At 73.5% G+C, this 26,154-nt stretch carries 22 protein-coding genes, 1 tRNA gene and 2 pseudogenes; 15 read left to right on the top strand and 10 right to left on the bottom strand.

All coding sequences use genetic code 11. The features are described from left to right. Positions 1 to 36: 36 nt before the first annotated feature. A pseudogene (locus ACZ6TD_RS40690) lies at positions 37 to 276 on the bottom strand (dihydrofolate reductase family protein); the annotation flags it as partial. A 94-nt stretch (positions 277 to 370) separates the two neighbouring features. Here ACZ6TD_RS40690 and ACZ6TD_RS40695 point away from each other — a divergent pair. After that, entirely contained in the window at positions 371 to 1,033 is a 663-nt protein-coding gene (locus tag ACZ6TD_RS40695; protein WP_471346231.1) for a PadR family transcriptional regulator, read from the top strand. Positions 1,034 to 1,099: 66 nt separating this feature from the next. Here the strand turns inward: ACZ6TD_RS40695 and ACZ6TD_RS40700 are convergent, their stop codons facing one another. Then, complete coding sequence (locus ACZ6TD_RS40700) at positions 1,100 to 1,528, bottom strand: type II toxin-antitoxin system Rv0910 family toxin (protein WP_471346233.1); 429 nt, start codon at positions 1,526 to 1,528, stop codon at positions 1,100 to 1,102. Between the two features lie 236 nt (positions 1,529 to 1,764). Here ACZ6TD_RS40700 and ACZ6TD_RS40705 point away from each other — a divergent pair, with 236 nt between their 5' ends. Continuing rightward, the gene (locus ACZ6TD_RS40705) at positions 1,765 to 2,274 is read left to right on the top strand and encodes a Clp protease N-terminal domain-containing protein (protein ID WP_471346235.1); all 510 of its coding nucleotides are present in this window, start codon (positions 1,765 to 1,767) and stop codon (positions 2,272 to 2,274) included. 49 nt (positions 2,275 to 2,323) lie between these two features. Further along, positions 2,324 to 3,313: an EamA family transporter gene (locus ACZ6TD_RS40710; RefSeq protein WP_471346237.1), complete on the top strand. Its 990-nt coding sequence runs from the start codon at positions 2,324 to 2,326 to the stop codon at positions 3,311 to 3,313. A 64-nt stretch (positions 3,314 to 3,377) separates the two neighbouring features. On the opposite strand, the gene ACZ6TD_RS40715 is transcribed toward ACZ6TD_RS40710, so the two are convergent. Next, positions 3,378 to 4,079 (bottom strand): pyridoxamine 5'-phosphate oxidase family protein, encoded by a 702-nt coding sequence (locus ACZ6TD_RS40715; RefSeq protein WP_471346239.1) that lies wholly within the window; start codon positions 4,077 to 4,079, stop codon positions 3,378 to 3,380. 36 nt (positions 4,080 to 4,115) lie between these two features. Between ACZ6TD_RS40715 and ACZ6TD_RS40720 the strand changes: the two genes are divergently transcribed. Then, a complete protein-coding gene (locus ACZ6TD_RS40720; protein WP_471346240.1) occupies positions 4,116 to 5,444 on the top strand; it encodes an aminotransferase class I/II-fold pyridoxal phosphate-dependent enzyme in 1,329 nt (442 codons plus the stop codon). Here the strand turns inward: ACZ6TD_RS40720 and ACZ6TD_RS40725 are convergent. Further along, the gene (locus ACZ6TD_RS40725; protein WP_471346242.1) at positions 5,441 to 6,448 is read right to left on the bottom strand and encodes a DMT family transporter; all 1,008 of its coding nucleotides are present in this window, start codon (positions 6,446 to 6,448) and stop codon (positions 5,441 to 5,443) included. The two genes, ACZ6TD_RS40720 and ACZ6TD_RS40725, sit on opposite strands and share 4 nt — an antisense overlap. A gap of 73 nt (positions 6,449 to 6,521) precedes the next feature. On the opposite strand from ACZ6TD_RS40725, the gene ACZ6TD_RS40730 reads away from it, so the two are divergent. After that, entirely contained in the window at positions 6,522 to 7,427 is a 906-nt protein-coding gene (locus ACZ6TD_RS40730) for a LysR family transcriptional regulator (protein WP_137976665.1), read from the top strand. A 21-nt stretch (positions 7,428 to 7,448) separates the two neighbouring features. On the opposite strand, the gene ACZ6TD_RS40735 is transcribed toward ACZ6TD_RS40730, so the two are convergent. Then, complete coding sequence (locus ACZ6TD_RS40735; RefSeq protein WP_471346244.1) at positions 7,449 to 7,916, bottom strand: pyridoxamine 5'-phosphate oxidase family protein; 468 nt, start codon at positions 7,914 to 7,916, stop codon at positions 7,449 to 7,451. A 56-nt stretch (positions 7,917 to 7,972) separates the two neighbouring features. Between ACZ6TD_RS40735 and ACZ6TD_RS40740 the strand changes: the two genes are divergently transcribed. Further along, complete coding sequence (locus tag ACZ6TD_RS40740; RefSeq protein WP_471346246.1) at positions 7,973 to 8,677, top strand: cysteine hydrolase family protein; 705 nt, start codon at positions 7,973 to 7,975, stop codon at positions 8,675 to 8,677. Here ACZ6TD_RS40740 and ACZ6TD_RS40745 read toward each other — a convergent pair. Beyond that, positions 8,643 to 9,161: a Rieske (2Fe-2S) protein gene (locus tag ACZ6TD_RS40745; RefSeq protein ID WP_471346248.1), complete on the bottom strand. Its 519-nt coding sequence runs from the start codon at positions 9,159 to 9,161 to the stop codon at positions 8,643 to 8,645. The two genes, ACZ6TD_RS40740 and ACZ6TD_RS40745, sit on opposite strands and share 35 nt — an antisense overlap. A 144-nt stretch (positions 9,162 to 9,305) precedes the next feature. Here ACZ6TD_RS40745 and ACZ6TD_RS40750 point away from each other — a divergent pair, with 144 nt between their 5' ends. Together ACZ6TD_RS40750 and ACZ6TD_RS40755 are read left to right on the top strand one after the other, a co-directional pair. Beyond that, positions 9,306 to 10,925, top strand: a complete 1,620-nt coding sequence (locus ACZ6TD_RS40750) for an ATP-binding cassette domain-containing protein (protein ID WP_471346250.1) — start codon at positions 9,306 to 9,308, stop codon at positions 10,923 to 10,925. Positions 10,926 to 11,296: 371 nt separating this feature from the next. After that, a complete protein-coding gene (locus ACZ6TD_RS40755; RefSeq protein ID WP_471346252.1) occupies positions 11,297 to 11,602 on the top strand; it encodes a hypothetical protein in 306 nt (101 codons plus the stop codon). A 57-nt stretch (positions 11,603 to 11,659) separates the two neighbouring features. On the opposite strand, the gene ACZ6TD_RS40760 is transcribed toward ACZ6TD_RS40755, so the two are convergent. Then, the gene (locus ACZ6TD_RS40760; RefSeq protein WP_471346254.1) at positions 11,660 to 12,679 is read right to left on the bottom strand and encodes an SDR family oxidoreductase; all 1,020 of its coding nucleotides are present in this window, start codon (positions 12,677 to 12,679) and stop codon (positions 11,660 to 11,662) included. A gap of 139 nt (positions 12,680 to 12,818) precedes the next feature. Between ACZ6TD_RS40760 and ACZ6TD_RS40765 the strand changes: the two genes are divergently transcribed. Then, a complete protein-coding gene (locus tag ACZ6TD_RS40765) occupies positions 12,819 to 14,597 on the top strand; it encodes a glycoside hydrolase family 15 protein (protein WP_471346256.1) in 1,779 nt (592 codons plus the stop codon). Here the strand turns inward: ACZ6TD_RS40765 and ACZ6TD_RS40770 are convergent. Then, entirely contained in the window at positions 14,575 to 15,249 is a 675-nt protein-coding gene (locus ACZ6TD_RS40770; RefSeq protein ID WP_471346259.1) for a hypothetical protein, read from the bottom strand. The genes ACZ6TD_RS40765 and ACZ6TD_RS40770 overlap by 23 nt on opposite strands. A 183-nt stretch (positions 15,250 to 15,432) precedes the next feature. On the opposite strand from ACZ6TD_RS40770, the gene selA reads away from it, so the two are divergent. Together selA and ACZ6TD_RS40780 are read left to right on the top strand one after the other, a co-directional pair. After that, positions 15,433 to 16,773: an L-seryl-tRNA(Sec) selenium transferase gene (selA, locus tag ACZ6TD_RS40775; protein ID WP_471346261.1), complete on the top strand. Its 1,341-nt coding sequence runs from the start codon at positions 15,433 to 15,435 to the stop codon at positions 16,771 to 16,773. Positions 16,774 to 16,777: 4 nt separating this feature from the next. Then, positions 16,778 to 18,640 (top strand): annotated as a pseudogene (locus tag ACZ6TD_RS40780) (SelB domain-containing protein); the annotation flags it as partial. A 14-nt stretch (positions 18,641 to 18,654) separates the two neighbouring features. Here ACZ6TD_RS40780 and ACZ6TD_RS40785 read toward each other — a convergent pair. After that, positions 18,655 to 18,747: transfer RNA gene (locus tag ACZ6TD_RS40785), tRNA-Sec, on the bottom strand. A gap of 53 nt (positions 18,748 to 18,800) precedes the next feature. Here ACZ6TD_RS40785 and selD point away from each other — a divergent pair. After that, on the top strand, positions 18,801 to 19,826 hold the full coding sequence (gene selD / locus ACZ6TD_RS40790) for a selenide, water dikinase SelD (RefSeq protein ID WP_471346263.1): 1,026 nt from the start codon (positions 18,801 to 18,803) through the stop codon (positions 19,824 to 19,826). A 45-nt stretch (positions 19,827 to 19,871) separates the two neighbouring features. Here selD and fdh read toward each other — a convergent pair whose 3' ends face one another. Next, positions 19,872 to 23,129 (bottom strand): formate dehydrogenase, encoded by a 3,258-nt coding sequence (gene fdh / locus ACZ6TD_RS40795; protein WP_471346265.1) that lies wholly within the window; start codon positions 23,127 to 23,129, stop codon positions 19,872 to 19,874. A gap of 346 nt (positions 23,130 to 23,475) precedes the next feature. Between fdh and coxB the strand changes: the two genes are divergently transcribed. From coxB to ACZ6TD_RS40810, 3 genes are read left to right on the top strand one after another with little or no spacing between them, the layout of a single operon-like run. Next, positions 23,476 to 24,120 (top strand): cytochrome c oxidase subunit II, encoded by a 645-nt coding sequence (gene coxB, locus ACZ6TD_RS40800; protein WP_471346267.1) that lies wholly within the window; start codon positions 23,476 to 23,478, stop codon positions 24,118 to 24,120. Beyond that, positions 24,117 to 25,796: a cytochrome c oxidase subunit I gene (locus ACZ6TD_RS40805; RefSeq protein WP_471346269.1), complete on the top strand. Its 1,680-nt coding sequence runs from the start codon at positions 24,117 to 24,119 to the stop codon at positions 25,794 to 25,796. The genes coxB and ACZ6TD_RS40805 overlap by 4 nt, the downstream gene beginning before the upstream one ends. Further along, positions 25,793 to 26,152, top strand: a complete 360-nt coding sequence (locus ACZ6TD_RS40810; protein WP_471346272.1) for a hypothetical protein — start codon at positions 25,793 to 25,795, stop codon at positions 26,150 to 26,152. The genes ACZ6TD_RS40805 and ACZ6TD_RS40810 overlap by 4 nt, the downstream gene beginning before the upstream one ends. The last annotated feature ends 2 nt before the right edge of the window (positions 26,153 to 26,154 follow it).

Consider the following 26,154-nt stretch of genomic DNA (forward strand, 5'->3'; position numbering starts at 1 on the left):
GGGGTCTCGGGTGTCCGACACGGCCTAGGTGTGCTGTCCGGGGACCAGCACCGGGCAGACCCTGGCCCGGTACTCGTTGATCAGACCCAACGCGGCCGCCTCGGCGGCGAGAGTCGCGCCGCCGATCGCGATGTCGCCCTCTCCCGGCTCGGCTCGCAACCGCTCGATCTCCTCCGCCAGGCCGCCGGAGGCCAGGCGGGCATTGCCCTGCACCGCCGACAGCGTGGTGGAGAACACCACCTTGGGGAGCGGCTTCCAGATCGCGGCCCACTCGACGCACGTACCGGATCGACATCGGGCTTGGCATCCGATCGGTTCCGATATATCGTTGAGATGTCGTGATGGATCGACGATAGAAAGGAGCGTCACGATGCGTTCTCATGGACATGGACACGGACGTGAGCACTGCGGACCCGGCCACCGTGGCTTGGGTGAAGGTGAGGGGCGGCGCGCGGCGTTCGGCCCGTTCGGCCCCGGTTTCGACGGGCCGCCCTTCGGCGGCCCCCCGTTCGGCGGCCGTGGCCGCGGCGGGCCGGGTGGCCGGGGGATGCGCGGTCGGGCGCGGCGCGGCGATGTGCGCGCCTCGATCCTGGCCCTGCTGAAGGACCGCCCGATGCACGGCTACGAGATGATCCAGGAGATCACCGAGCGCAGCGGGGGAGCCTGGCGGCCCAGCCCCGGTTCGGTGTACCCCACCCTTCAGCTGCTCGAGGACGAGGGGCTGATCGGCAGCGAGAGCGAGGGCGGCAAGAAGCTGTTCGCGCTCACCGACGCCGGCCGCGCCGAGGCCGAGGCGGGGCCCGCCGCCCCGTGGGAGGAGGCCGGGCGTGGCATCGACTGGGAGGCCATGCAGGAGGTCCGCCAGGCGGGCTTCGGGCTGATGGAGGCGTTCGCCCAGGTCTGGCGTACCGGCAGCGCGGAGCAGCGGCAGAAGGCCGTCTCCGTCATCAATGAGTCGCGCAAGCGGCTGTACCTCATCCTCGCCGAGCAGGAGGAGGCGAACGGCGGCGCCGAGCGCGGCGGCGAGAGCTGAGCCCCGCTGGGGACGGGGGTGCGGCCGCACGCGGGCGGCGGGGCGGGGCTCGGGGTCGAGGGGGATTCAGACGACCAGTGCGCTCAGCTTGCGCAGCGATTCATTGAGCGCGGTGGTCGCCGAGTCCTTCAGCTTCCCGGCCATCAAGGAGACCGCCGCCCCCGTGAACTCCCCGTCGACGCGCACCGTCGTGGCATCGCCGTCCGGTGTCAGCGAGTACCGCATGGTGAGGTTCACGCCCATCGGGCCCTTGCCCCGGGTGGTCAGCAGCCGGGCCGGTTCGCACTCCTCGACGGTCCAGGTCACCTCGGCCGGAAAGCCCATCAGCTTCATGTTCTCCTGATAGGTGGCCCCCACGTCCAACGTGGCCGGGCCGCCCTGCGGGAAGCTGGTGTGGGTGGCGTTCCAGTCGCCGTACGTGGAGAAGTCCGTCAGCCGGGCCCAGACCTTCTCGGCCGGTGCCTCGATGCGTGTCTGCGCGCTGACCTCGGCCATGGGGGAGTCCCTTCGGCGCGTTGCTGCGGGGTGTGGTGCGACGGTGCCGGGCAACGTAGCCCCGGGCTGCGGAACATTCAATACTGACGGGTCATCAGTTCCCGTCCGTCAGGGCCGGTCTCCGCCCCTCTCCTCCCCGAGGAGGAGAACCGGTCATCCACGCACAACCACGGTGGGATGCGCACATGCTTCCCGGCGAGGATGCTCCGGCCTCAAGGGACTGATGGGGTGAGAGTGTGCGAAGTCCTACCCTTTCCGCCGGCCCGGACGCCACCGGATGCGAGGACCGGGTGAGCGACGTGGTGGCCGCCGTGATCGCGGGGGCCCGCCGGCGCGCCGTACGCGACGGTGACGCGCAGATCGACACCGCCCATCTGCTGCACGGCCTCCTGGAGTCGGACCCGGGCGTACGGGACGCGTTTCCCGGCGGCCCGCCCCAGATGATCCGGCTGCTGGGGTATCTGGTGCAGCGCGCCATCGGCTACGGGCTCCGGTGGAGCGGCAGCGTCGAGGGCTCGGGGGCGGCGCCGTCGGCGGGGAGCGGGATGGCCGGCTGGTCGCCCGCCGCGGTGGCCGCCCTCGATACGGCGGTCCGCCGCGCCGCCTCCCGTGGCGCGTCCCGTGCCGACGGTCTCGATCTCCTCGCCGCGTTCGTCCGTGACCGCGAGTGTCGTGCCGTGGAGGTACTGCGACGCGCGGGTGTCGCCGTCGCGCCACTGGTCACCGCGTTGGAGGGGGGAATCTGACAGGAGTCAAAGGGGTGACGGTGCTGACGCGAGCTGACATGATGGCCCGGTGCGCGTATCCGGAGATCACTCACAGCAAAGGAACGTCGGCCTCGGGCTCGCTCTGTTGTCGGCGTTCACGTTCGGCGGATCGGGCGTCGCCGCCAAACCGCTGATCGAGGCGGGGCTCGCACCGCTCGAGGTCACCTGGCTGCGGGTGACGGGCGCGGCCCTGGTCCTGCTGCCCCTGGCCTGGCGCCATCGCGGGCTGCTGACCCGCCGCCCCGCGCTGCTGGTGGGGTTCGGTCTGCTGGCCGTCGCGGGGGTGCAGGCGTGTTACTTCGCGGCACTCTCCCGGATCCCCGTCGGCGTGGCGCTGCTCATCGAATACTTCGCGCCCGCGCTGGTGCTGGGGTGGGTGCGGTTCGTCCAGCGCCGGCCGGTGAGCCGGGCCGCGGCGGTCGGGGTGATCCTCGCGGTCGGCGGCCTTACCTGTGTGGTGGAGGTCTGGTCCGGGCTGAGCTTCAACCCCCCCGGAGTGCTGCTCGCCTTCGGCGCGGCGTTCTGTCAGGTGGGTTACTTCGTCCTCTCCGACCACGGCAGCGACGGCCGGGACCCGGCGGATCCGCTCGGCGTCATCGCCTATGGACTGCTGATCGGGGCCGTGGCGCTGACCGTGGTCGGCCGCCCCTGGGGCATGGACTGGACGGTCCTGACCGGCCGCGCCGACCTGGCGGGCGCCCGGGTCCCCGCACTGGCGCTGCTCGCCTGGATCGTGCTGGTGGCGACGGTGCTCGCGTATCTCACCGGGGTGGTGTCGGTGCGTCGGCTCTCACCGCAGGTGGCCGGGGTGGTGGCCTGTCTGGAGGCGGTCATCGCGACCGTTCTGGCGTGGGTGCTGCTCGATGAGCACCTGGGCGTGGCACAGGTCGTCGGCGGTGCGGTGGTGCTGACGGGCGCCCTGATCGCCCAGACCTCCACCCCGAAGGCCGCCGCGGCCGAGCCGGTGGCGGCCTCGGCGCCGGTGGAGGGGGAACGGGAGTTCACGGCGGGAGGATGACCGGCCCCGCCGCCCTGCGTGCGACGTCGTGAACGACACCCCGAAGCGCGGCGGGGCGGCCCGGTCAGAGCCGGGTGAGGTAGCCGGGCACCGGCGTGTCGGGCGCGAGGTCGTCGGCGGGGACCGGCGCGCCGTAGGTGCGGGCGACCGGTACCACGCCGCTCCAGTGGGGGAGCTCCAGGTCCTCGTCGTCGTCGTTGGGTCCGCCGGTGCGGACCTTCGCGGAGACCTCTTCGAGGTCGAGGCGGAGCACCGCGGTGGCGGCCAGCTCCTTGGCGTTGGCGGGCCGGGAGTCGGCGGCGCGGCCCGGCACCACATGGTCCACCAGGGCGTCCAGGGCCGCGGTGCGCTCGTCCGGATCGGTCACCGGGCGGGCGGTGCCGTGCACCACAACCGAGCGGTAGTTGACGGAGTGATGGAACGCGGAGCGGGCCAGGACCAGCCCGTCGACATGGGTCACGGTGAGACACACCGGCAGCCCCGGCTCCTCGGCGCCCGCCCCGCCCGCCATGCGCAGCGGCCGCGCCCCCGTCGAGCCGTGGACGTACAGCCGCTCCCCGACCCGGCCGTAGAGGGTCGGCAGGACGACGGGGGCGCCATCGCGTATGAAGCCCAGATGGCAGACGTAGCCCTCGTCGAGGATCGCGTGCACCACCTCCCGGTCGTACGAGGCGCGCTCGCGGGAGCGGGTGGGCACGGTGCGGTCGGTCGGGGTGTAGGCGCTGTCGGGCGCGTTGGTCGCGGCGGTGGCGTCCGGGGCGGGCATTTGCGTCCTCCATTGCACTAGTGCAAAATAGCGTTTGTGCTAGGAGAATATCCGATCGCAGGTCGTCGCGCAGCAGAGATCGCGGCCAGTGTGGAGCGCGCGGTCGGCGCCGGTGAGCTGCCACCGGGCCAACTGCTGCCGCCCTTGCGCGAGTTGGCCCAGCGGCTGGGTGTGAATCCCAATACGGTCGCGGCCGCCTATCGCGTGCTGCGTGAACGGGGTGTGATCGAGACGGCGGGGCGCCGGGGCAGCCGGGTGCGCTCCCGTCCCTCCAGCACGCCCCGCGAGTGGATCGGCGTCGACGCCGCCGGCGCGCGCGATCTGTCGAGCGGCAACCCCGACCCCGCGCTGCTGCCCCCGCTCGGCGCGCCGCTCGCGGCGGCCGCGGCGCGCGCGGCGGAGCGCCCCACGCTGTACGGCGCGCCGGACGTCGTCCCCGAGGTGGCCGAGCTCGCCCGGGTCGCCCTCGACGCGGACGGGGTGCCGCCCGGGCCGGTCGCCGTCACCTCCGGCTCGCTCGACGCGATCGAGCGGGTGCTGGCCGCGCATCTGCGGTCCGGTGACGGGGTCGCGGTCGAGGACCCCGGCTGGGGCAGTCTGCTCGACCTGATCCCGGCGCTCGGGCTGCGCGCCGTACCCGTAGGGGTCGACGACGACGGACCGCTGCCCGAGCGGGTGGAGCACGCGCTGGCCCAGGGCGCGCGGGCGCTGGTGGTCACCGACCGGGCGCAGAACCCGACGGGCGCGGCGGTGAGCGCGACACGCGCACATGAGCTGCGAGGCGTGCTCGCCGCCCACCCCGATGTGCTGCTGATCGAGGACGACCACGGGCACGGCATCGTGGACGTCCCGCTGCGCCCCCTGGCCGGGGGCACCGACCACTGGGCGCTGGTCCGCTCCACCGCCAAGGCATACGGCCCCGATCTGCGGCTCGCCGTGCTCACCGGCGACGCCGTCACCCTGGACCGGGTGCGCGGCCGCCAGCGGCTGGGGCCTGGCTGGGTCAGCCATCTGCTGCAGGACGCCGTCGCCCGGCTGTGGCGGACGGGCGCGGTCGACCCGGCGGCGGTGGCGGCGTCGTACGACACGCGGCGCGCGGCGCTGGTGCGGGCGCTGCGCGGGCGGGGGATCGCCGCGCACGGGCGCAGCGGGATGAATGTGTGGGTGCCGGTCCCCGACGAGACCGGCGCGGTCGCCCGGCTGCTGGCCGCGGGCTGGGCCGTCGCCCCCGGGGCGCGCTTCCGCGTGGCCTCGCCACCGGCGGTGCGGCTGACGGTCTCGCCGTTGGCCGCCGATGAGATCGGGACGGTCGCCGACGCGGTGGCCGCGGCGGCGGGGGCGACGCTGTCGGGACGGCTGGACTAGGAGCCTGTGCGATGGATCCGTACGGTCCGGATATGTCCGCCGGAGGGTGCCCGGGACGCGCCGGAGCGCCGCTGGGTCAGGGCCGCGCCGATGAGGACGATCACGGCGCCCACCGGCGTGTTCCAGGTGAGGTGCTCCCCGAGGATCGCCACGCCCGCGGTGGTGGCGATCACCGGGACGAAGTACGTGACCATCATCGCCGTCGTCGGGCCGACCTCGTCGACGAGTCCGTACTGGACCAGGAACGCCACCCCGGTGCCCAGCGCGCCCAGGGCGAGCACCGAGAGCAGGGGCAGGACCGGGAAGGAGGTGGGCGTCGGTGCGAACACCGGTGCCACGAGGGCGAGTTGCACCGTGCCGAGCAGCAACTGCCCGCCGGACATCGACAGATGGGAGTGGCCCGTCTCGCTCAGCGTGCGCCGGACGTACTGCCAGCCGACCGCGTAGCTGGCCGAGGCGATCAGCGCCAGCGCCGTGCCCAGCGGATCCTGGCCGGAGAAGCCCTGCCAGGCGCCCAGCACGATCAACACGCCGATGAAGCCGAGCCCGAGACCCGCGACACGCTGACGGGTCGGCCGGTCGTCGGAGACCACGACCACCGCCAGCAGCATCCCCCACAGCGGCGAGGCGGCGTTGCAGATCCCGGCCAGGGTGGAGGGGATGGTCAGCTCGGCGTAGGCGAACAGCGAGAACGGCAGCGCGTTCAGGAAGAACGCGGCCACCGCCAGATGACCCCAGACCCGCGCCCCGCGCGGCAGCCGCTCCCGCTTCACCGCCAGCGTCACCAGCAGCACGGCCGTGCCGAACAGCATCCGCCCGAGCGTGACGTACAAGGGGGCGAACGCCTCATTGCCCACCTTGATGAAGAGAAAGCTGAACCCCCAGACCAGGGAGAGCGCGCCGAAGCGGATGCGCCAGTCCAGGAGCGGTCGGCGGACGGGGTCGGAGGAGGGCTCCGCGATGGAGGCGGCGGCAGGGGGCGCCGAGGCGGCGGCTGAGGTCATGCCCTTACGATGTGGGCTACAACCTCTTAGGACAAGCGAGAATTCGTTCGCGGTATCGCGTAGTATTGCTTACATGAACCTGGATCGTCTCCGCACGCTGCACGCCGTGGCCCGCCATGGATCCGTGAGCGGGGCGGCCGAGGGGCTGCATGTCACCACCTCCGCCGTCTCGCAGCAACTCGCCAAGCTGGAGCGGGAGACCGGTCAGCAACTGCTCGCCAAGAACGGGCGCGGGATCCGCCTCACCGACGCCGGGCGGCTGCTCTCCGACCACGCGGCGCGCATCCTCTCCCAGGTGGAGCTGGCCCAGGCGGATCTGGAGGCGCAGCGCGGCCACGCCGTCGGCGAGCTGTTGCTGGGCGCGTTCCCGACCGCCGTCCGCGGTCTCTTCCCCGACGCGCTGAGCCGGCTGCGCACCGAGCATCCGCAGCTCAACGTGCGGCTGCAGGAGATGGAGCCCGATGAGTCGGTGCCCTCGGTGGTGCGCGGCGACATCGATCTGGCCGTGGTCCTGGACTGGTACAACAAACCGCTGCCGATGCCCGGCGGGCTGGTGAAGGCCGCCCTGCTGGACGACCCGGTGGATGTCGCGATGCCCGCCGACCACCCCCTCGCCGACCGCCACGCGGTCGAGCCGGAGGACTTCGTGGACGACGAGTGGATCTCCTGGCCCAAGGGCGGGTTCTGCTACGACTGGCTGATGGTGACCCTGCGCGGCAAGGGCATCGAGCCGAGGATCCGGCACACCGCGCATGAGCACCACACCCAGCTCTCGCTGATCGCCGCCGGGCTGGGCATCGCCGTGGTGCCCCGGCTGGGCCGCGGCCCGGTGCCCGAGGGGGTGCGGATGGTGCCCGTCAGCCAGCCCACGATGCGGCGGCACATCTACGCGATCTGGCGCGCCGACGCCGACCGCAGGCCGTCGATCCGGGCGGCGGTCGAGGTGCTGCGGTCGGTCGGCGAGAAGATCATCGACTGATCACCGACTGACCCGGGCCTCTCAGCCCTGCGGCATCTTGCGGAAGTCCCAGGAGCGGATCGCCTCGGGGGCCAGGCGCAGCCAGGCGTGGCGCCCGTCGTGCGGCATGGCGTCCAGGCCGAAGTACTTCGCCGCGAACATCCGCTCCGGCGTGTCGAGTTCGGGGCACGACACGCCGGTGCGCGGCTCCTCGCCGACGGGGACCGCCTCACCGGAGAGCTCCACCCCGCGCAGTTCGCCGTAGTCGTGCCCGTCGTCGACCACCACCGCGATCCGCGGATCGCGGCGCAGCTCCGCCCAGCGGCGGCTGCGGGTCAGGGAGTACAGCCACAGGGCGGTGCCGTCCCAGCAGAACCACAGCGGGCTGACATGTGGCCGCCCGTCCGTGGACACGGTCGCCACCCGGCAGGTGCGCTGTTCGGTGAGGAAGGCGTCCCGCTCGTCCTGGCTCATCATGATGCGGCGTCCCCGCCGCTGGGTGACGGTCATCCGACCTGTACCTCCCGGTAACCCGTTGTGCGGCACAGGATGATGGCTCTTCCTTGATGACGCAAGGGACGCTACTCTCCCGCGCCGTGACCCCGAGCCCCCGCGAAGACCTCGTGGAACTGCTCCGGCCGGAAGGCTGTGCCCTGCTCACCGTCGAATGCCAGCGCGGTGTGGTGGGGCCGGACAGCGCGCTGCCCGAACTCGCCGCCGTGGCCCAGGAGTCCGGTGCGCTCGGGCGTGTCGCCCGGTTGGTGGCGGCCGCCCACGACACGGGCGTCCAGGTGCTGCACGCGGTGGCCGAGCGGCGCGCCGACGGACGCGGCGCGAGCCGCAACGCACCGCTGTTCCGGGCCGTCGAGCGGCTGCCGGTCCGGCAGCTCACCGGAAGCGCGGCGGTGGAGATCGCCGAACCGGTTCCGGTGGCGGCCGAGGACCTGGTGGTACGGCGGCTGCACGGTCTCTCGCCGATCGCCGGGACCGAGGTGGACGCGCTGCTGCGCAATCTGGGCCGCCGCACGCTGGTCATCACCGGCGTGTCGGCCAATGTGGCGATCCCGGCCGCCGTCTTCGACGCCGTCAACCTCGGCTATGCGGCCGTGGTGCCCGAGGACGCGATCGCCGGGGTGCCCGCCTCGTACACCCCGGCGATGGTCCGCCACACCCTCGCCCTCGTGGCCGCCGTCACCACGGCCGACGAGGTGGCCGCCTGCTGGCGGCGGACGGCCGTCACGCCATCCAGATCGAGCTTCCCCGCACCTTGATCTGCGCGCCCGGCAGCGGCTTCTGCGCCGGGCCGCCCTTCACACTGCCGTCGGTGATGTCGAACTTGCTCTGGTGGCAGGGGCAGTTGATGGTGCCGCCGCTCACATCGCCGACCGAGCAGCCCTGGTGCGTACAGATCGAGGAGAACGCCTTGAAATCACCCGCCTTGGGTTGGGTCACCACGACCTTGTGGTCCTTGAAGACCATGCCGCCGCCCTCGGGGATCTGGGAGGTCTTGGCCAGTTCCATGCCGTCCCCGCCGCCCGACTGGCCGCCCTCCGCGGCGCCCGACTGGCCGCCCTCCGCGCTCTGCGACGGCTGCGAGCTCCCGGCGTCCTGGGCGCTGTCCGCGCTGCCGCCGCCCGAACCGCCGTCGTCGTCCTTGCCGCACGCGGCAAGCGTGGCGGCCAGCCCGGCCGCTCCGGCCGCGGTGACGACGGCACGGCGGGTGGTGCCCTGCCCGGGGATTGCCGACTGCGTCATGGTGGTGCCTCCTGCTCGGGGGACGTTTCACCGTTCCATACGGACGGCGGGGCCGCCGCGTTCAGCCGTACCCGGGCATCGTCGTGCCGCGGGCCGGAAAATCGCTTTGCCGACCGCCCGGCCGTGCCGTGAGAATGCGGTTCCATGGGACATCTGGAGGCCGCGCACCTCGCCTACTTCCTGCCCGACGGACGGCTGCTGCTCGGCGATGTGTCGTTCCGCGTCGCCGAGGGGACGGTGGCCGCTCTGGTCGGGCCCAACGGGGCGGGCAAGACCACGCTGCTGCGGCTGGTCTCCGGCGAGGTGGAGCCGCACGGCGGCACGGTCACGGTCAGCGGCTCGCTGGGGGTGATGCCGCAGTTCATCGGTTCGGTGCGCGATGAGCGGACGGTGCGCGACCTGCTGGTGTCGGTGGCCCAGCCCCGGATCCGCGAGGCCGCCCGCGCGGTGGACGAGGCCGAGTTGGCGATCATGGAGCGGGACGACGAGGCCGCCCAGATGGCCTACGCCCAGAGCCTGAGCGACTGGGCCGAGGCGCGCGGCTACGAGGCCGAGACGGTGTGGGACATGTGCACCACCGCGGCGCTCGGAGTGCCGTACGAACGGGCCCAGTGGCGCGAGGTGCGCACGCTCAGCGGTGGCGAGCAGAAGCGGCTGGTGCTGGAGGCGCTGCTGCGCGGGCCCGACGATGTGCTGCTGCTGGACGAGCCGGACAACTACCTGGACGTGCCGGGCAAGCAGTGGCTGGAGGAGCGGCTGCGCGAGACCCGTAAGACCGTGCTGTTCATCAGCCACGACCGGGAACTGCTGGCCCGCGCGGCCGACCGGATCGTCAGCGTCGAGCCGAGCCCGGCGGGCAGCGATGTGTGGGTGCACGGCGGCGGCTTCGCCACCTACCACGAGGCCCGCGAGGAGCGGTTCGAGCGCTTCGAGGAGCTCCGGCGGCGCTGGGACGAGAAGCACGCCCAGCTCAAACGGCTGGTGCTGGACATGCAGCGGTACGCGGCCCGCAGCGACGAAATGGCCTCCCGCTACCAGGCCGCCAAGACCCGGCTGCGGAAGTTCGAGGAGGCCGGGCCGCCACCGGAGCCGCCGCGCAAACAGGACATCACCATGCGGCTCGCGGGCGGACGCACCGGGGTCCGGGCACTGACCTGCCGGGCGCTGGAACTTGAGGGGCTGATGCGCCCCTTCGACCTGGAGGTCTTCTACGGCGAGCGGGTGGCCGTACTGGGCTCCAACGGCTCGGGCAAGTCCCACTTCCTGCGGCTCCTGGCAGGGCAGAGCGTCGCCCACCGGGGGGAGTGGAAGCTGGGCGCGCGCGTCGTGCCCGGCCACTTCGCTCAGACCCACGCCCATCCGGAGCTCTTCGGGCGCACGCTGGTCGACATCCTGTGGACCGAACACGCCCGGGACCGGGGACGCGCGATGAGCGCGCTACGGCGCTATGAGCTCGACCGCCAGGGCGACCAGACCTTCGACCGGCTCTCGGGTGGTCAGCAGGCCCGGTTCCAGATCCTGCTGCTCGAACTGGCCGGGACGACGGCTCTGCTGCTGGACGAGCCCACGGACAACCTGGACCTGGAGTCGGCCGAGGCGCTCCAGGACGGGCTCGGGGCCTACGAGGGCACGGTGCTCGCGGTCACCCACGACCGCTGGTTCGCGCGGTCCTTCGACCGCTTCCTGGTCTTCGGATCGGACGGCGTCGTCCGCGAGACGGCGGAGCCGGTCTGGGACGAGCGCCGTGTCGACCGGGTCCGCTGAGCGCTCCGCTGGACGCCCCCTGACCTGCCGTCGATCGTCCGCGGCGCCGTCGTGGCCGGCCACGCGGCGGAGCCGCACAGCGACACAGCCGCGGCGGAGCCGCGCAGCGACACGGCCCCGCGCCCCTTCAGGGCGGCTTTCGAACCGCGGCCGGCTTCCGTCGATCCGCTGAGCCGCGCCGGAACTCGTCCGTACGGGCTCAGCCGTGGACGCTGTCGACCGGCACCATCGCTACAGAGGCTCCCGCCCCACCGATCGCCGCCGGAAGGGCTTCCCGGTCCTCAAGGCGCCGCAGCTCCAGGGCCGCCGCTCGTTCGATCTCCGACGCCTCTTCTTCTGCCCGCTCCCGGGCGTAGGCGGAGACCAGGCCCGTGCAGCCAGAACCGCAGCACGGCGCCGGGGGCGCCCGGGTGGACGACCTTCAGCAGCCGGGTGTCCGGCAGCCGTTCCAGCGCTTCCGCCACGTCGGGCACGGCGAGGCTCGGCAGCTCGGTCCCCGGGGGCGCGGACAGGACCCGGACACCGGCCAGCCCGAGCATGCGGAACAGGCGGCGATCGTCCCCGGCCAGGCGGCGGTCGCGGACATCATGGAACGGCTCGACGCGCGCTCGCGCTTCGAGGCCGGGCTGCTCGCCGCCGAGCTGGACATGCTCCCGCCCCCGGTGGAGAGACACTGACGGACCCCACCCGGCCGGTGCCACCCGGCCGGGTGGGCCGCGGCTCCAGGCGTGCGGTCAGCTCCGTGCGCTCCGTACGGCCAGGGCACACCCGATGGCCCCGGCGGCCGCCCCGGCCAGGAGCCCGCGGTGCTGGGAGGTCCACAACTGGGTGCTGCGGGTCGTCGTCCGGTCGTCGAAGGCGCCGTGCGAGCCGTAGTCGCGGCCGTCGGCGCCGTCGGCGGGGGCCCAGAGGTTCGTCGGCCGGTCCGGGTCGCGCGGGCGGTCCGTCTGCTGGGAGGAGTAGCCGGTGCGGGCGAGGTACCGGTCGATCAGCCCAGGGGCGAACTTGTTCCCGATCAGCGTCGCGGCGGTGGAGCCGCCCACCCAGTACTCGCGCCGCCCGGGGTGGTCGGCGGCGTAGAGGATGCCCCGCGCGGCCACTTCCGGCTGGTAGATCGGCGGCATGGGCTGGGGGTGCCGGGGCAGCCGGGAGAGGACCCAGCTGAACTGGGGCGTGTTGACGCCCGGCAGGTGCACCATGGTGACCCGCACCCGGCTGCGATCGTGCAGGAGCTCGCAGCGCAGCGACTCGTGGAAGCCCTGGATGGCGTGCTTGGCCGCGCAATACGCGGACTGCAGTGGGACGCCGCGATGGGCGAGGGCGGAGCCCACCTGCACGATGGTGCCGCGGTTCCTGGGCACCATGCGGCGCAGGGCCGCCTGTGTGCCATGGACGAATCCCAGGTACGTGACGCGCGTGACCCTGTCGAACTCCTCGGCCTCGATCTCCTGGACGGGTGCGAAGACCGTGGCGAAGGCGGCGTTCACCCACACGTCGATCGGTCCCAGCTCCCGCTCCACCCGCGCGGCCGCCGCGTCGACGGCCTGCGGATCGGACACATCGACGCTGATGGGCAGCGGATGGCCACCGGCCGCCCGCACATCCCGCGCGGCGGCTTCCAGACCGCGCGCGCCGCGCGCCAGCAGCGCGACCGTCGCGCCCCGGGCGGCGAAGGCGTGAGCCGTGGCGCGGCCGACACCGGCGCTGGCGCCGGTCACGACGACGATCGGAGGACCGTGCCGCTTCCTGCCCATCGTGACCTCCTGTTCCGTGCTTCCAGCGGTTGCCAGGGCTGAGCCGGGTACCCGGAGGACGCCGTACGAAAAAGACCCCACGGGCCGCGCGGCACGGGAAACCGCGAGCCCGGAAGAAGGACCCGGAAGAAGGAGGAGGATGAACGGCACGCCCCCGGGCCCCCCGACGCCACCCACCACCCAGGCGTCGTCGCCGTGGACCCTCCGCGAGTACGCCTTCCTCGGAGACGGCGAACGCGGCGCCCTGGTGGGACCACGTGGCGAGATGGTGTGGCTGTGCGCGCCCCGCTGGGACAGCGACGCGGTGTTCTCGACCCTGATCGGCGGACCGGGGGAGTACCTCCTCGGCCCCGACGACCACTGGAACGTCTGGGGCGGCTACTACGAGGAAGGCACCCTCATCCACGTCGGCCGCTGGATCACCGGTGACAGCGAGATCGAGTGCCGGGAGGCGCTGGCCGGGCCCGCCGCGCCCGACCGGCTGGTCCTGCTGCGCCGGATCCGGGCGGTGCGCGGCGACGCCCGCGTACGGCTGAGGCTCGACGCCAGACCCGGTTTCGGCGCCCACCCCATGACCGGCCTGCGGCAGGAGGACGGCACCTGGTCGGCCCACGGCGGCGGACTCCACCTGCGCCTCGCCGGAGCGGCCGACGCCACCCCCGAGGGGCGGGGCGTGCTGGAGGCACGCTTCACGGTGGCCGCCGGCGAGGCGCGGGACCTCGTCCTGGAGATCGGCACCCGGGCGGGAGCGGAGGAGCTGGACCCGGGACGGCTGTGGCAGGCGACCGAACGCCACTGGGCCGGTGTCGCACCCGACTGCTCGGGGCTGGCCGCCCCGCGGGACGCCCGGCAGGCATACGCCATCCTCCACGGGCTGACCAGCGCCTCCGGCGCCATGGTGGCCGCCGCCACCACCTCGCTCCCGGAGCGCGCCAACGGCGAACGCAACTACGACTACCGCTTCGCCTGGATCCGCGACCAGTGCTACGCCGGTCTGGCGGTGGCGGCGCACGGCCCGCATCCCCTCCTGGACGCGGGGGTGGGCTTCATGACCGAGCGCCTGCTGGCCGACGGCGGCGAACTGCGCCCCGCCTACACCGTCACCGGGGACCCGGTGGCCGGAGAGCGCTCCCTGCCGCTACCCGGCTATCCGGGCGGCACCGACCGGGTGGGCAACCGCGCCGGCCGCCAGTTCCAGCTGGACTCCTTCGGCGAGATCCTGCAGCTCTACGCCGCCGCCGCACGGCTCGACCGGCTCGACACGGACGCCCGCCGCGCCCTCGACGTGGCCGTGGCCGCCGTCGAGCGCAACTGGCCGCGCCCGGACGCGGGGCTGTGGGAGCTGGAAAACCACTGGTGGACCCATTCACGACTGTGCGCGGTGGCCGGTCTGCGCGCCGCCGCGGGCGCGGTGGGGGGCCGGGCGGCACGCGACTGGGACGGCCTCGCCGACACGATCCTGCGCGAGACCCGCCGCCGCTGTCTGAGCCCCCGGGGCCACTGGCGCCGCGCCGAGGGCGACGACGGGCCGGAAGCCGCCCTGCTGCTGCCCCTCGCCCGCGGCTGCCTCCCGCCGGACGACCCCAGCGGGCCGCGCACCCGCCGCTTCATCGAGGAACGGCTGTCCGAGGACGGCTACCTCTACCGCTTCGGCCACGGCGACCGGCCGCTGGGCGAGGCCGAGGGGGCCTTCCTGCTGTGCGGCTTCATGATGGCGCTCGCCGCCCACCACCAGCGGGATCCGGTCAGCGCCTTCCGCTGGTTCGAGCGCACCCGGGCCGCCTGTGGCTCACCGGGGCTGTTCGCCGAGGAGTACGACGTCGGCCAGCGCCAACTGAGGGGCAACCTGCCCCAGGCGTTCGTCCACGCGCAACTCCTCGAGGCGGCGGTGCGGCTCAGCGGCGACCGGGAAGGGTGAGATCCGGTGGAGGGCCGCCCCGGTCCAGTACCACCGTCGTGGTGACCCGGGTGACGCCGGGCTTCCGGGGCACCGAACCGAACCCGAAGCGCACAGCGGGTTCGACGGGCGCCATCGCCCCGAGGTCCTCGCCCTCGAAGACCGCCGACACCGCGCCGATCGGCCGCAGATCCCGTGCGCCGTACCACTCGCGGCGACCGCCGCCCGCGCTGCCTCGCGTCCGCACGCCGGGCAGCAGCAGACGGGCGGGGACGTCCATCAGCGCGCTCCACGCCGGGCGGCGGGCGAGCGCGCCGGGCACGGCGCGCAGCAGAAGCCCCAGCGGCCCGCGTCGGCCCACGGTGAAGCGCAGGTCCAGTGCCCCGGCCGTGAGGGTCCAGATGCCCGCCTCGACGCTCACCCGGACCGGCACGACGCGCACCGCGTCGAAGTGGTAGGTGCCGGCGATGAAGTCCGCCGTCTCCGGGGTGGGAGCCAGCAGCAGCCGCTCACCGTTCACCCGGTCGAGCATCACGTCGCTGAACGGCCCGAACGGCGACCGCTCCCAGTGGCCCAGCACGATGCGCGTCCCGGAGGAGGTGCCCATGCCCGCGATCCATCCGTCGAAGCGCAGCCGCGCGGGGCGGGTGGCCGTGCCGCGCCGTCGGCTCATCCGTTCGCTCCCGGTCCCTGTGCCACCACGGACGGCGGGTCCCCGCCCACGGCCCGCGGAAACGGGCCGTGCCGACCGGACGGCGCTCCGTCCGCCGGGCGTGTCGTGACGCCGGTACGGGGCACTGAGAGACGATGGGCGTTCGCCGGGCAGCCACGACAGCGGGCGGAAGGAAGGGGCCCCATGGACCAGCGGGTCACCACCACGGACGGACGACGGCGGATTCCCCGCACCGACGCGGTCCTGGGTGACACACGCCTGGTCGAGGCGGCACACCGGCTGGGATCCGGGGCGGTGAAGGCGGCGGTGCGGCAGGCCCAGGAGCGGGCGCGGGCCGGTGCCGTCGCGCCGGACGAGGTGGCGGACACGGCGGTCGCCCTGCTGCCCCGCACGGCCGGCGGGCTGCGGCCGGTCATCAACGCCACCGGGGTGGTGCTGCACACCAACCTCGGCCGGGCGTCGCTGTCGGCGGCGGCCCGGCGGGCGGTGCGGGAGGCCGCCGGGCCCACGGACGTCGAACTGGACCTGCGCACCGGGGTCCGGGCCCGCCGCGGGCGGACCGCCCTGGCCGCGCTGCGCGAGCGGGTGCCGTCGGCCGCCGCCGCGCATGTGGTGAACAACGGCGCGGCTGCGCTGGTCCTGGTGGCGACCGCGCTCGCCGCCGGGAAGGAGATCGTCATCAGCCGGGGCGAGATGGTGGAGATCGGGGACGGCTTCCGCCTGCCGGACCTGCTGGTGTCCACCGGAGCCCGGCTGCGCGAGGTGGGGACGACCAACCGCACCTCCGTCGCCGACTACGCCGCCGCGATCGGCCCGGAGACGGCCTTCGTGCTGAAGGTGCACCCCTCCAACTTCCGTGTCATGGGCTTCACTCGCGCCGCCGAGACCGGGGAACTGGCGGCTCTCGGCGTTCCGGTGGTCGTCGACATCGGCTCCGGGCTGCTCGCACCGCATCCCGCGCTGCCGGACGAGCCGGACGCCGAGACCCGGCTCCGGGCCGGAGCGTCGCTGGTCACCGCGAGCGGCGACAAGCTGCTCGGCGGACCGCAGTGCGGACTGCTGCTCGGGGAGGAGGAGCTGGTGCGGACCGTGTCCCGGCATCCGCTCGCCCGTGCGCTGCGCGTGGACAAGCTGACGCTGGCCGCGCTGGAGGCGACGCTGACCGGGCCCGAGACCCCGACCGCCGCGGCACTGGCCGCCGACCCGGCGGGGCTCCGCCACCGTGCCGAGCGGCTCGCCGCCGCCCTGGGCGCCGACGGCATCGATGTGCGGGCCGTCGAGAGCGCCGCGTCGGTGGGCGGTGGCGGCGCCCCGGGGGTGACGCTGCCCAGCGCCGCGCTGTCGCTGCCCGAGCGGTACGCCGCGGCCCTGCGGACCGGCCCGGTTCCCGTGGTGGGGCGGCTGGAGGCGGGCCGGTGCCTGCTCGACCTGCGGGCGGTGCCACGGGAGGACGACGAGCGGCTGGCCGAGGCCGTGCGGTCGGTCGTGGATCCGGCCGCCACGGATCCGGCCGCGGAAAGGTAGGGGCATGCGGGTACTGGCCACCGCCGGGCACGTCGACCACGGCAAGTCGGCGCTGGTGCGGGCGCTGACCGGGATGGAGCCCGACCGTCTCCAGGAGGAGCGGCGCCGCGGCCTGACCCTCGACCTCGGGTTCGTCTGGACCCGCCTGGACCCGGACGGAAGCCCGGACGGCGATGGCCCGGACGACGGAAGCCCGGACGGCGAAAGCCCGGAGGGAGACCCGGCCGGAAGCCCGGACGGACACGGCGGCCCCGGCGGCGAGCACATCGCCTTCGTGGACGTGCCCGGACACGAACGCTTCGTCGCCACCATGCTGGCCGGTGTCGGGCCCGTGCCCGCCGTTCTGTTCGTGGTGGCCGCGGACCAGGGCTGGCAGCCGCAGTCGCAGGAGCACCTGGAGATCCTGGACGCGCTCGGGGTGCGGCACGCCGTGCTCGCGGTGAGCCGTGGTGACCTGGCCGACCCCGAGCCCGTGCGGGCGGACGCCGTCGAGCGCATGGCGGCCACCTCCCTCGGCACCGTGCCGTCCGCCGCGGTGAGCGCGGTGACCGGAGCCGGACTGGCCGGACTGCGCCGGGAACTGGCCCGGTTGGGCCGCTCGCTGCCCGTTCCGCCCGCCGATGCGGACGTACGGCTGTGGCTGGACCGCGCCTTCACCGTGCGCGGCCAGGGCACGGTCGTCACCGGCACCCTGGGGGCGGGCACCCTGCGCGCCGGCGACCGGCTGGTGGCGGGGGACGGCAGGACCGCGCTGCGGGTGCGCGGGCTCCAGTGCCTGCGGGAGGACCGGTCCGCGGTCCGCGGGGTGGCGCGGGTGGCGGTCAATGTGCACGGCGCGCCCGACGGTGTGCTGGGCCGGGGGCAGGTGCTGCTGACGCCGGACCGCTGGCTGCTCACCGGCCTGATCGACGTCCGGGTCCACGGCGCGCCGGCCCGCGACCTGCCCCGGACGGTCACCCTCCACATCGGCACCGCCGCCGTGCCCGTGACCGTCCGCCCGCTGGGCGAGGACACGGCCAGGCTGACCCTGCCCCGGGAGCTGCCGCTGCGGGTGGGCGACCGCGCGGTCCTGCGGGAACCGGGTGGTCGGCGCCCGCCGTGCGGGGTGACCGTCCTGGACGTACGGCCGCCCCGGCTGACCCGGCGCGGGGCGGCCCGGACGAGGGCGGCCGAGCTGGCGGACCTGACCGGCGCTCCGGACGGCGCGGCGGAACTGCGGCGGCGCGGGCTCGTCCGCCGCTCGGAGCTGGCGGCCATGGGGCTGCCCGCCCCCACCGCGCCGGTCGCCGGGGACTGGCTGGCCGACGCGGCCCACTGGGCGGCGCTGCGGGACCGCCTGGAGGCCGAGGTCGCACGCCATGCGGCGCGCCACCCGCTGGAGCCCGGCCTGCCCCCGGAGGCGGCCCGCCGCCTGCTCGGCCTGCCCGACCGGTCCCTGGTCGGCGCCCTCGCCGAGACCTCGGAGAAGGTGCACGGCAGTCAGGGGCGGCTGTACGGCGGGGCGGACGCCCGGCCCACCCTGCCGCCACCCGTCCAGGCGGCCGTGGACGACGTGCGGCGCGACCTGCTGCGGGCACCGTTCCGTGCCCCGGAGGCCGACCGGCTGACCGAACTGGGGCTGACCCGCAGGACGGTGGCCGCCGCCGTCGCGGCGGGCGCGCTGCTGCGGGTCGGCGACGGCATCCTGCTGCTTCCCGGAGCGGACGCCCGGGCCGCGGCCGTCCTCCGCGGCCTTCCGCAGCCGTTCACGCTCAGCCAGGCGCGCCGGGCCCTGGACACGACGCGCCGGGTGGCCGTACCGCTGCTGGAGTACCTCGATGCCCGGGGTCTCACCGAACGCGTGGACGACCAGCGCCGGCGCTGCCGGGCCGGTGCGGAGAGCGGAGGCGGACGGGAATCGAACCCGCCTGCCCGAGATCCTCGGGCACCTCGGTTTTGAAGACCGGGAGGGCCACCAGGCACCCACACGCCTCCCTCGCCCGCTCAAGGCTACCCGCCGCCGACCACCATCGACCGAGAGGACCGGCGTGACCACGACCCGCGAAACGCCCGTACGGCTCACGCAGTTCGCCCACGGCGGCGGCTGCGCCTGCAAGATCCCGCCCGGTGAACTGGAGGGCGTGCTCAGCGGACTGGCCGGGCCGACGACGGCCGCGAGCGACAGCCCGCTGCTCGTCGGACTGGCCACCGGCGACGACGCCGCCGTGGTCACCTTGCCCGCCCCGACCGGCGGCCCGGCCCAGGCGGTGGTGTCCACCGCGGACTTCTTCACGCCCGTCGTGGACGACCCGTACGACTGGGGGCGCATCGCCGCGGCCAACGCCCTGTCGGACGTGTACGCGGTGGGCGGCCGCCCGGTGCTCGCCGTCAACCTCCTGGCCTGGCCGCGCTATGTGCTGCCGTTCGGCCTGGCCCGTGAGGTGCTGCGCGGCGGGCTCGACATCGCCGCCGAGGCGGGCTGCCACGTGGGCGGCGGGCACAGTGTGGACGATCCCGAGCCCAAGTACGGCATGGCCGTCACCGGCCTCGCCGATCCGGCCCGCCTGCTGCGCAACGACGCAGGCCGGCCGGGTGTGCCGCTGTCGCTGACCAAGCCCCTCGGCCTGGGGGTGCTGAACAACCGCCACAAGGCCACCGGCGAACGGTTCGAGCAGGCGGTGGCCACGATGGTGGCGCTCAACCGGGACGCGTCGGCCGCGGCCCTGGAGGCAGGCGCGACCTGCGCCACGGACATCACCGGCTTCGGCTTCCTCGGCCATCTGCACAAGCTGGCGCGGGCCTCGGAGGTGACCGCGGTGGTCGACACCGCCGCCGTGCCGTACCTGGACGGGGCGCGGGAGGCGGTCCGGGACGGGTACGTCAGCGGCGGCACCCGGCGGAACCTTGAGTGGGTGGCGCCGTTCACCGACTTCGGGGACACCGAACCCGGCACCAGGCTGCTCCTGGCCGACGCCCAGACCTCCGGTGGGCTGCTCGTGGCGGGCGAGGTGCCCGGAGCGCCGGTGGTGGGAGAGCTGGTCCCGAAGGGGGAGCACTCCCTCGTCCTGAGGTGAGACCGCCCTCGGGCGGGACGGTCCTCAGGTGGACCCCGGGGCGGCTCAGAGTTCCGTACCGGTGTGTTCGTCGATGCCCGCCCGCGTCCGGTAGGCCCGCACCAGCTCCACGGCGGCCGCGCCCCTGGGCCGGCGGCCCAGCCGGATGTCGACGGCGAACGCCTTGGTCTCCTGGATGTGGGTGTTGGGGTCGAGGGACATGTGCAGCAGCTCGTTCGCCGCGTCCCCGGTGCTGTAGCCGTTCGGCCCCCAGTGGTACGGCAGGCCGACCTGGTGCAGGGTGCGCCCGTGCACGGTCAGGGGCGGTACGCGGTCGGTGACCAGGACCCGCGCCTCGATCACCCCGCGGGCGCTGACGATCGTCGCCCAGCCGGTGTGCTCGAGGCCGCGTTCGGCGGCGAGTTCGGGGGAGACCTCGCAGAAGAACTCCGGCTGCAGCTCCGCCAGGTAGGGCTGCCACCGGGACATGCCGCCCGCGGTGTGGTGTTCGGTGAGCCGGTAGGTGGTGGCGACGAACGGGAACACCTCCGAGCCGGGCTCGCCGCCGCCGGGCTGGTAGCGGTTGTCCGGGCGGGACGGCATCAGGTGCCGCACGGGGTTGCGCCATTGGCCGTACAGCAGGTTGGGGAACGGCGAGTCCTGCGGCTCGTAGTGGGTGGGCAAGGGACCGTCGGTGAGGCCGGACGGTACGTACAGCCATGCCTTGCCATCGGCCTGCATGATGAACGGGTCGGTGCCCGACAGCGCCGCCCCGGCCGTCGCGTCCGGCGGCGGCAGGTAGGAGGGGGGCTTGCCGGGGGCGAAGTCGGGCACGTCATGGCCGGACCACCGGGCCCGTTCCTCGTCCCACCACACCAGGGCCTTGCGTTCGCTCCACGGCCTGCCGTCCGGGTCGGCCGAGGCCCGGTTGTACAGGATGCGGCGGTTGGCGGGCCAGGCCCAGCCCCACTCGGCCGCCACCCAGTTCTGCCGGGCGCCGGGCGTGCGGCGGGCGGCCTGGTTGACGCCGTCGGCGTGGACGCCGCAGTAGATCCAGCAGCCGCAGGACGTGGAGCCGTCCCCGGCCAACTGCTCGTAGGACGAGAGCGGGGCGCCCTGGGCGTCGTGGCCGTTGATCTCGGCGAGGACCGCCTCCGCGTCCGGTTCGGCGTGCTCGCCCTTGGTGGGGTAGTCCCAGGTCAGATCGAGCACCGGCCGGTCCATCGGATCGGCCGACCCGGCCAGCTTCGCCCGGATCCTGCGGCCCAGGTGGTACATGAACCACAGGTCGCTGCGCGCCTCGCCGGGCGGTTCGACGGCCCGGTGGTGCCACTGCAGCAGCCGCTGGGTGTTGGTGAAGCTGCCGTCCTTCTCGGTGTGCGCGGCGGCCGGCAGGAAGAACACCTCGGTGCCGATGTCCTCGGTGCGCAGCTCGCCGGTCTCGATCTCCGGGCCGTCCTGCCACCAGGTGGCGGACTCGATGAGGGAGAAGTCCCGGACCACCAGCCAGTCCAGGTTGGCCATGCCCAGGCGCTGCATCTTGGTGTTGGCCGAGCCCACGGCCGGGTTCTCGCCCATGAGGAAGTAGCCCTTGCAGACCCCCTCGAGCTGGGCCATGACCGTCTCGTAGGTGGAGTGGGAGCCCGTCAGCCGCGGCAGGTAGTCGAAGCAGAAGTCGTTCTCGGCCTGCGCGGTCTCACCCCAGTAGGCTTTGAGCAGGCTGACCAGATAGGACCGCATGTTCCCCCAGTAGCCCTTGCGGGCCGCCTCGGCCCGGACGAAGGTGTCCAGGTCCTGCCGCTGGTGGGCGTGCGGCATCGGGATGTAGCCGGGCAGCAGGTTGAACAGGGTGGGGATGTCCGTCGAGCCCTGGATGGAGGCGTGGCCCCGCAGGGCGAGGATGCCGCCGCCGGGCCGGCCGATGTTCCCGAGCAGGCTCTGCAGGACGGAGGCCGCGCGGATGTACTGCACGCCCACCGTGTGCTGCGTCCACCCGACCGCGTACGCGAAGGCGGTGGTGCGGTCGCGTCCGGAGTTCTCCGTGACGAGCTCGCACACCTGGCGGAAGAGGTCCTGCGGGACGCCGCAGATCCGCTCCACCATCTCGGGCGTGTAGCGGGCGTAGTGCCGCTTGAGGACCTGGAAGACGCAGCGCGGATGGCTGAGCGTCTCGTCCCGCTCGGGTTCGCCCTCGCCGACCTCGGCGCCGCCGGCGCCGTGCGCCTCACCGCGCGCGGCCTCCGTCACCGTCCGTCCGCCGCCGGTGCGCTTCTCGTACCCCTGGTCGCGCTCACCGGAGGCCGCCTGCACCTCCATGCCCTCGTAACTCCAGGTGTCGTTGTCGTAGGCGCGGGCTTCGGGGTCGAGGCCGGAGAAGACGCCGTCGAGGTCCTCGGTGTCGCGGAAGTCCTCGCGCAGCACGACGGGGCCGTTGGTGTACGCCACGACGTAGTCCCGGAAGTACGCGTCGTTCCGCAGGACGTGGTTGATGATCCCGCCGAGGAAGGCGATGTCCGAGCCCGCGCGCAGCGGTACGTGCAGGTCGGCCAGCGCGCTGGTGCGGGTGAAGCGCGGGTCGACGTGGATCACCTTCGCGCCACGGGCCTTGGCCTCCATCACCCACTGGAACCCGACCGGATGGCACTCGGCCATGTTCGAGCCCTGGATGACGATGCAGTCGGAGTTCTGGAGGTCCTGCTGGAAGGTGGTCGCGCCGCCGCGGCCGAACGAGGTTCCCAGACCGGGAACGGTGGAGGAGTGTCAAACCCGCGCCTGGTTCTCGATCTGCACGGCTCCCAGGGCGGTGAACAGCTTCTTGATCAGGTAGTTCTCTTCGTTGTCGAGCGTGGCCCCGCCCAGGCTGGCGAAGCCGAGCGTGCGCCGGGTGCGGGTCTCGTCGACCTCCCACTGCCAGCCCGCCCGGCGCGCCTCGATCACCCGGTCGGCGATCATGTCCATGGCCGTGTCGAGGTCCAGACGCTCCCACGCGGTGCCGTGCGGGCGCCGGTGGAGGACGTGGTGCTCGCGGGCGCCGCCGGTGGTGAGCTGGAGACTGGCCGAGCCCTTGGGGCACAGCCGGCCGCGGGAGACGGGGGAGTCGGGGTCGCCCTCGATCTGGGTGACGCGGTCGTCCTCCACATACACGTTCTGGCCGCAGCCCACCGCGCAGTACGGGCAGACCGACTTCACCACCCGGTCCGCCGAGGCGGTCCGGGCGGTGGGCCGCGCACCGGCGCTCGTGGCGGCGGCCCCGCGGCCCAGCGGGTCCGTCCCCGTGAGCTGGCGGTAGACCGGCCAGGAGGCGATCCAGGTGCGTACGCCCATGCCGTCCGCCCTTCCGTGCCCTCGCGGTGGTGCTCTCGCGCTCGCGCCTTTTCGCTCGCGCCCGTCATCAGCGGTGCTCGGTGCCCGCCGGGTACCCCGTTTCGCTCTCCCCAGTCGCCTCGTGGCAGGTGTGAGGCGTGGACACCCGGGCACTGCGACCGGCGGTGTGTCCGCTCGCGGACCGTTCGGCCTACCCGTAATGTCCGCTTGGCCTCGCTTTGGAATAGTACGACGGGAGTGATCGGGTGGCTATCGGGGACTTCCGCCGAACGGCAGGGGCCGGCGCCGGTCCGGGCGAGCGCGGTCGAAGGCGCGGCCCCGCCGAGGACGTGGAGAAGGTGGCGCGGTGACCCAGCGTCATATCTTCGGCCAGGTCTTCGCGCTGGAGGCGGTCATCGCGGCCGGGGTCTTCGTCGTCGTACTCGCCCTCCTGACGTACGCGCTGCTCAGGCGGCGGGCCGGGAGGCGGACCACCGTCTCCGGGCGAGCGGAGCGCCCGCGCCTGGAGGTCTGCTACGTCGCCGTCCTGACCGTGTTCGGCGTGTTCCTGGTGGCGTGGACGGCGTGGCAGAACCACCGGGAGCACCGGACGGCCGAGCGCCCGCCCGTGCGCGTCGACGTCTCCTCCTTCCAGTGGTGCTGGACCTTCAGCTACCCACAGGCACCCCAGCGGCGCGGTACCTCCGGGACGTGCCGGGGCGACGACCTGCCGACCCTGGTCGTGCCGACCGGCCGTCCCGTGAAGCTGCGGCTGACCTCCCGCGACGTCATCCACTCGCTGTGGGTTCCGGAACTGCGCTACAAGATGGACGTCTTTCCCGACCATGTGAACTCCTTCACCCTCACCCTGGACCGGGAGGGCCGCTGGATGGGCAAGTGCGCGGAGTTCTGCGGCCTCCGGCACCACACCATGCACTTCTGGATCAAGGCGGTGTCGCCCGAGGAGTACGACCGGTACGTGCACGGCGGCCAGCAGGGAGCGGCGGCATGACGGTCGCGCCACCCACCGCCAAGGAGGGCACCGGCGGGCGGCCGGTCCCGCCGAGCGGCTGGCTGGGCTGGGTGACCAGCACCGACCACAAGCGGATCGGCGTGCTGACCATCGGCACCTCGCTGGTGCTGCTCCTGGTCACGGGCACCTTCGCGCTGACCATGCGGGCCCAGCTGGCCCAGCCCGAGCAGCAGCTGGTGAGCACGCAGTTCTACAACCAACTCTTCACCCTCCACGGCTCGGGCATGATCTACATGGTCGTCACCCCGTTCGCGATCGGCATGGGCGTGTACCTGGTGCCGCTCCAGATCGGGGCACCCGGCATCGCCATCCCACGCCTCACCCTGCTGGGCTACTGGCTCTACGCGCTCGGGGCGCTGGTCATGCTGGCCGGATTCGCCACGCCCAACGGGGCCCATGCCGGCGGCTGGTTCTCCTACCCGCCGCTGGCCGACAGCGTCCACTCGCCGGGTCCGGGCTCCGACCTGTGGATCGTGGGAGTGCTGCTGGCGACCACCGGGACCATCGTCATGGGCTGGGCCGTGCTGTGGACGGTGCTGCGCAGGCGGACCCACGGGATGACGATGCTGCGGCTGCCCGTGTTCTCCTGGTCGATGGTCGCCACCTGTCTGATGGTGATCGGCGCCTTCCCCGCCCTGCTGGCCGCGCTCGGTCTGCTCGCCGTCGGACGCGCCGACCCGGCGATCTTCGAATCGAACGTGTGGAACATCGGCTACCAGCACATCTTCTGGTTCTACGGCCATCCGGTCGTGTACGTCATGTTCTTCCCCTATCTGGCCGCCGTGTCCGAGGTGCTCGCCGTCTTCTCCGGGCGCCGCTTCTTCGGCTACCAGGGCACGGTCCTGTCGCTGCTGGTGTTCGCCGCGATGTCGATGAGCGTGTGGGGGCACCACATGTTCGCCACCGGCCAGGCGACCAACGACTACTACTCGCTGACCTCCATCGCCCTGCTCGTCCCCGCGGGCGTGGAGTACTTCGCCATGATCGGCACCATCCTCGGCGGGCGACCGCGCTTCGGCCCGCCGATGCTGTTCGCCCTGGCCTTCATCCCGCAGTTCCTGATCGGCGGGCTCACCGGCATCATGCTCGGCACCCCGGTGATCGACTACCACGTGACCGACAGCTACTTCGTCGTGGCGCACCTCCACTACGTGCTCTTCGCGGGCAGCGCCTTCGGGCTGTTCGCCGCCGTGTACTTCTGGTTCCCGAAGGTCACGGGCGTGATGCTGGGCCACCGGGCGGGCCGGCTGCACTTCTGGCTGCTGGTGATCGGCACCAACGTCACGTTCCTGCCCATGTTCGCCCTCGGCTACCTCGGCATGCCGCGCCGGGTGTCGACGTACGCGTCCTTCGATGGCTTCGGCCCGCTGAACCTGCTGTCCAGCATCGGTGCCGCCTTCCTCGCCACGAGTGTGGTGGTGTTCGCCGTCAATGTGCTGTGGACCCTGCGCAGGCGGACCCTGGGGAGCGCCGAGCGGGCCCCGGACGACCCGTGGGGCGGACACACCCTGGAATGGGCCACCACGTCCCCGCCGCCCCGGCTGAACTTCACCCCGGACCACCCGGTGCCGCCCGTCACCAGCTTCGCCCCGCTGCTGGACCTGCGGCAGCGGCGGGACGAGGAGGCCGCCGCGGCCGACGGGGGGCGGCCGTGAAGCGGCACCTGTCCGTCGTCGTCGTGGCCGGCTGGGGCATCCTCAACGGTGTGCTGCTCGCGGTGCTGGCGGTGTACGGCGAGAGCGCCATGGTGTTCTGGCTGTGGGGCGGCGTCGTCGTGCTGCTGGAGCTGGCGGCCGTGGCCGTGCTCGCCTCCTCCCGCATCGGGCCCGACCAGCACGTCCGCTACCGGGTGCCGGACCGCGCGGCCGGCGCGGTGGTGCCCGCCGCCTTCGGCTTCCTCCTCGTCGCGCTGGCGTTCGTCTACGGCGCGTGGCTGCTGGCCCTCGCCGGGCCGCTGCTGCTCGTGGCGGTGGCTCTCGCGGTGCGCGGCACGACGGCACGGGAGGACTGAAC

The organism is Streptomyces yongxingensis (assembly GCF_055597465.1).